This is a genomic window from Ornithinimicrobium sediminis, assembly GCF_021272345.1.
Classification (GTDB): domain Bacteria; phylum Actinomycetota; class Actinomycetes; order Actinomycetales; family Dermatophilaceae; genus Ornithinicoccus; species Ornithinicoccus sediminis_B.
Window position 1 is genome coordinate 1 of record NZ_JAJSDQ010000016.1, and the last position, 4,553, is coordinate 4,553.

Here is a 4,553-nt window from a genome sequence, read left to right on the forward strand (position 1 = left end):
CAGCACCTTGCGGGCCACCGGGGACAGCCAGTGGTTGGACGTGTGCTCCACACCAGCCAGCTCGTCATGCGTGCCAGTGGGAGTCTCAGGACGGTTCGTCGTTGCCATAACGGCATCAAATCCTCTGTGCGACAGGAGCGGGACCTTCCCGCTGACACCCACCCTCCCCGAACACCACCGGCCACCACAGAGCACACCGTCCCCACCAGCACAGGACCAAGGTCCCGACTTCTCAGCACCGCCGGACCAGCGTCTCGGTAGCCCCAGGGCCCGCAGCTGCAGCTGCAGCGCCAGCCTGGTGTCGGGGTCGTGCAGGTCGAAGGCGCCCAGGGCGGTGATGCGCTGCATGCGGTAGCGCAGGGTGTTGGGGTGCACGGGGATGCCCGCGCGGTGCTCGAGGGTGAGCAGGGTCTCCAGTGCGTCGGCACGCGACCGTCCCCCAAGGCCCCGCTGGACCCACGCCGGGTCGCGGCCATCGCCGAGACCGCCCGCCCCCTGCTGGTCGGCGCGACCCGCTCGCCCCGGGTCTTCGCGGCGGGTGGCCACGGCAAATGGGGCATCACGCTGGGCCCGGCGACAGGACGCCTGCTGTCCGACACGATCGTCACCGGGCGGGTCGCCCCCGAGCTCGCTGCGTTCGACCCGCTGCGCTGAGCGGGCGTCGCGGCCAGCCGACGGCCGTCGCGGCATACCTGCCCTGATCGTCCTGTGCACCAGCAGATGTGAGTCGCTGGGTTATCCGAACCGGTGGGTAACGTCATGGTTCGGTCAAGGGACGTCCAAGGTTTCGCCGGAGCCATTGTGGTGTGGGTCACGCAGCCCTACGTTGTGACTGCCCTTCCACCCGCCTGTCGAGTCGGCGTCACACCGCGAGGTGCCCGACGAGGCACTTCCGCAAGGAGCCAGTGTGAAATACCGTCGCATCCTGGGAGCGTCCGCTGCCCTGCCCCTCGTCCTCGCCCTGGCCGCCGCGCCGGGCGGGGCCGCGCCACCGGGACTCCAGCCGGCCACGCCGGTGGGGTCCCCCTTCTTCCTGACGGCACCGAGCTCGGCGCCTGCGGAGGACGTCGCCCTGTCCTACCTCACCGACAACGCCGACGACTTCGACGTCGAGGCCGGCGACCTCGAGGAGCTGCACGTCCTGTCCAGCGTCCCCGGCAGCCACGGGGTGACGCACGTCAACGCCGTGCAGCGCCTCCAGGGTCTGCAGGTCATGCGCTCGCATGCCGCCGTCAGCGTCACCGCCGAGGGTGAGGTGCTGCACGTGGCAGCCGGCTTCCAGCCCGGCGTCGCGGCGGCGCGGGCCGCCGCCCGCGCGGAGGTCACACCGGTCGAGGCGGTCGAGGCCGCCGCCGACGAGCTCGACATCGACGGCGCCGACGACGCCACCGCAGGCCCGTCGGCACGCTCGGCCGAGCAGGCGACCGTCGTGGAGACCCAGGCGGCCGCCGAGCCGGTGGAGGCACGCAAGGTGTGGCAGCCGACCGACAAGGGTCTGCGGCTGGCCTGGGAGCTGGTGATCGACGAGGCGGAGGACGACCACCTGTGGCACGTCACCGTCGACGCGGAGACCGGGGAGACCCTGGAGGCCGAGGACTGGACCGACCACCACGACGTCCATGCACTCGCCCACAACCTGGCCCGGGACCCTGCCGTGTTCGCCGGCGCTGCCCAGGCCGGCATGGTCGGCACCCAGGCCGGGGCGTGGATGGGCGGCTCGTCCGACCCGGTGCTCGACGGCTCCAGCTACAACGTCTTCGCGCTGCCGAAGGAGAGCCCGAACGACGGCGGCATGACGCTGGTCGAAAACCCGGCCGACGCCGTCGCCTCACCGTTCGGCTGGCACGACGTGGACGGCGCCGAGGGCGCCGAGCACACCACCACCCGGGGCAACAACGCCCACGCCTACACGGACCAGGACTTCAACGGCGTCCCGGACACCGGCAGCGACCCCGACGGCGGGCCCGGCCTGACGTTCGACTTCGACGCCGACCTCACCGAGCACGCCCAGTCCTACCGCGAGGCCGCGGTGACGAACCTCTTCTACGCCAACAACGTCATCCACGACGTGCTCTACCGCTACGGTTTCGACGAGGCCTCGGGCAACTTCCAGGTCGACAACTACGGCCGTGGCGGCACGGGCGGTGACGACGTGCGCGCCGAGGCCGCCGACGGAGGCGGCACCAACAACGCCAACTTCTCCACCCCGGCCGCCGACGGCGGCCGTCCGCGGATGCAGATGTACCTCTGGCCCGGCAACCAGTACGGCGCCCAGAACACGGTGACCGTCGGCACCGGGGAGACCGCGGTCGGCTACGCCGCCTCGTGGTCGCAGTTCACACCACCGGCCACCAACGCCGGTCTCAGTGCACCGCTGGTCGACGTCGCCGACCCGTGCGTGCCCTTCGACGCCGCGGGTGCCATCGCGGTGCTGCCCGCCGGCTCGCTGTTCGGCAGCTGCAGCAACGTCGTGCGGGTCCAGAACGCGGAGGACGGCGGCGCTGTCGGCGTGATCGCCTACGGCGGAGACTCCGCAGCCATCCTGAGGGCCTTCGACTCGATGCTCGACCCGGTGTCCATCCCGGCCGTCACCGTCAGCGGTGCCGACGGGCAGGCCATCCGCGACGCCGTCGCGGCGGGCACGACCACCGGCGGCTTCGCCAAGGCCTCGAGCCACCCCGGCATCCGGGACGGCGACTTCGAGAACGGCATCATCATCCACGAGTACGGCCACGGGGTGTCCAACCGCCTCACCGGTGGTCTGAACATCAACTGCCTCGGCGGCCAGGAGCAGATGGGTGAGGGCTGGAGCGACTACCTGGCCATCGCCATGCTCATCGACCCCGCTCTGGACAACCCGGAGGGCGCCCGCGGCATGGGCCCCTACGCGCTGTTCCAGGACGACCGGTCGGGCAACGGCATCAGGCCTCGCCCCTACTCCCGCACGATGGACATCCAGCCGTTCACCTACGACCGGATCAAGACCAACAGCTGGATCACCGGCACCAGCCTGGCCACGCCGCACGGCGTGGGCCACGCCTGGTCGGCGGTCCTGTGGGACATGACCTGGGACCTGATCGACAAGCACGGCTTCGAGCCCGACCTCTACGGCGGCTGGGACGGCGGCGGCAACACCCGTGGTCTGCAGTACGTCATGGACGGCATGAAGTTCCAGGGCTGCTTCCCCGGCTTCGTGGCCGGCCGCGACGGCATCCTGGCCGCGGTCGCGGCTGCCGGTGGCGAGGACAGCTGCACCGTGTGGAGCGCCTTCGCCCGTCGTGGTCTCGGCGCCAGCGCCGTGCAGGGCACGACCAACCGCGACGACAACACCGAGGCGTTCGACATCCCGGCGGAGTGCGTCGCCGACGGTGAGGGCATCGTCGGTGCCGGCAAGGTCGCCGGCCCGCCGGCGGTCAACACCCTCGAGGCCGGTGACGCCGCGCCGGTCCAGTTCACCCTCGGTGGCGACCGTGGCCTGGACGTCCTGAAGGACGCGCAGTCCCCGGCCTACCAGCAGGTCGACTGCGACACGCTGGAGCCAGTGCAGTTCGCCACCACCCAGCCGGCCGGCACGACGGGCGACCGCGCGCTGACCTACAACGCTCGCCAGGACCGCTACCAGTTCAACTGGAAGACCGAGGAGAGCATGGCCGGCACCTGCCAGGAGCTGCAGATCGTCCTGGAGGACGGCACGCAGCACCGTGGCTGGTTCGCCTTCGAGGAGGCCGAGGAGGGCTGACCCCTCCGCGGTGACACCCCCCTGCGACGGGGCGTCCGGGCCACACGGCCCGGGCGCCCCGTCCGGCTGTCCGCAGAGCTGCGGGGCCGGGCTCGGAGGTCGGCGTCCTCAGCCGGTGACCTCGACCGTCACGGTGACGGTCTGCTGCGGGCACTGCTCCTCGTCGCCGCAGGCCGGCAGCCCCTCGACGGTGACCTGCGCCGTGCCCGCGGTCAGGCCGACGAGCAGCCACTCCTGGTATCCCGGGTCGTCGAGGTAGTCGACGGGCACGACGTCGACCGCGTCCGAGTCGGTGACCGGCTGCTCCCAGTCGTACTCCGCCGAGGTCAGCTGCCACGACAGCTGCTCCCCCACCGCGACCTCCACCGTGGCCCCGTCGTCGGCCTCGGTGAGCGTGCCGTCCGGTGTCTCGCCGGCCGGTGCCTCGTCGCTGGTCGCTGTCGCCTCGCCCACCTGTGCCTCCTGCTCACTCGTGGCGGCCTGCTCGTCCGGGGAGACGTCCGGCTCGGCCGGGTCACCGCCTCCGCAGGCGCTCAGGGCGACGACCAGGCACAGCAGGAGGGTGGGGCGCATGCCTCAGTGTAGGTCGCACAGGGACTCTCGCGCGGTGGTCGTCGGACGACGGCACGACTGAGCCCCCGTGCCGTTCCACCGGCACGGGGGCTCTCCTGTCGCCACCCGCGGCCCGGGAGAGAGGTGGGCCGCGGATGGAGTTGTGGGGTCAGCGCAGGATCGGGAAGCGCCTGACGATGGAGGTGTTCTTCCACCAGGAGCCAAGACCCCAGGTGTCACCGGAGAAGGACAGCGCCAGGAA

General features: G+C 71.6%; 4 protein-coding genes. 2 read left to right on the forward strand and 2 right to left on the reverse strand.

Features of this window, described 5'->3' with window-relative positions; genetic code table 11:
- The coding region (locus LVO85_RS16565; protein ID WP_232748721.1) for a hypothetical protein at window positions 1–348 on the reverse strand (348 nt) is incomplete at its 3' end.
- A gap of 21 nt (window positions 349–369) precedes the next feature.
- On the opposite strand from LVO85_RS16565, the gene LVO85_RS16570 reads away from it, so the two are divergent.
- Together LVO85_RS16570 and LVO85_RS16575 are read left to right on the forward strand one after the other, a co-directional pair.
- Window positions 370–654, forward strand: coding sequence for a hypothetical protein (locus LVO85_RS16570; RefSeq protein ID WP_408637704.1), 285 nt, complete (start codon window positions 370–372; stop codon window positions 652–654).
- Between the two features lie 253 nt (window positions 655–907).
- Window positions 908–3,739, forward strand: a complete 2,832-nt coding sequence (locus LVO85_RS16575; protein WP_232748722.1) for a M36 family metallopeptidase — start codon at window positions 908–910, stop codon at window positions 3,737–3,739.
- Window positions 3,740–3,847: 108 nt separating this feature from the next.
- On the opposite strand, the gene LVO85_RS16580 is transcribed toward LVO85_RS16575, so the two are convergent.
- The gene (locus LVO85_RS16580) at window positions 3,848–4,312 is read right to left on the reverse strand and encodes a hypothetical protein (RefSeq protein ID WP_232748723.1); all 465 of its coding nucleotides are present in this window, start codon (window positions 4,310–4,312) and stop codon (window positions 3,848–3,850) included.
- Window positions 4,313–4,553: the final 241 nt, after the last annotated feature.

Coding starts and splice junctions, on each gene's coding strand:
- LVO85_RS16580 (WP_232748723.1), bottom strand. CDS start 4,312: ATGCGCCCCACCCTCCTGCTGTGCCTGGTCGTCGCCCTGAGCGCCTGC.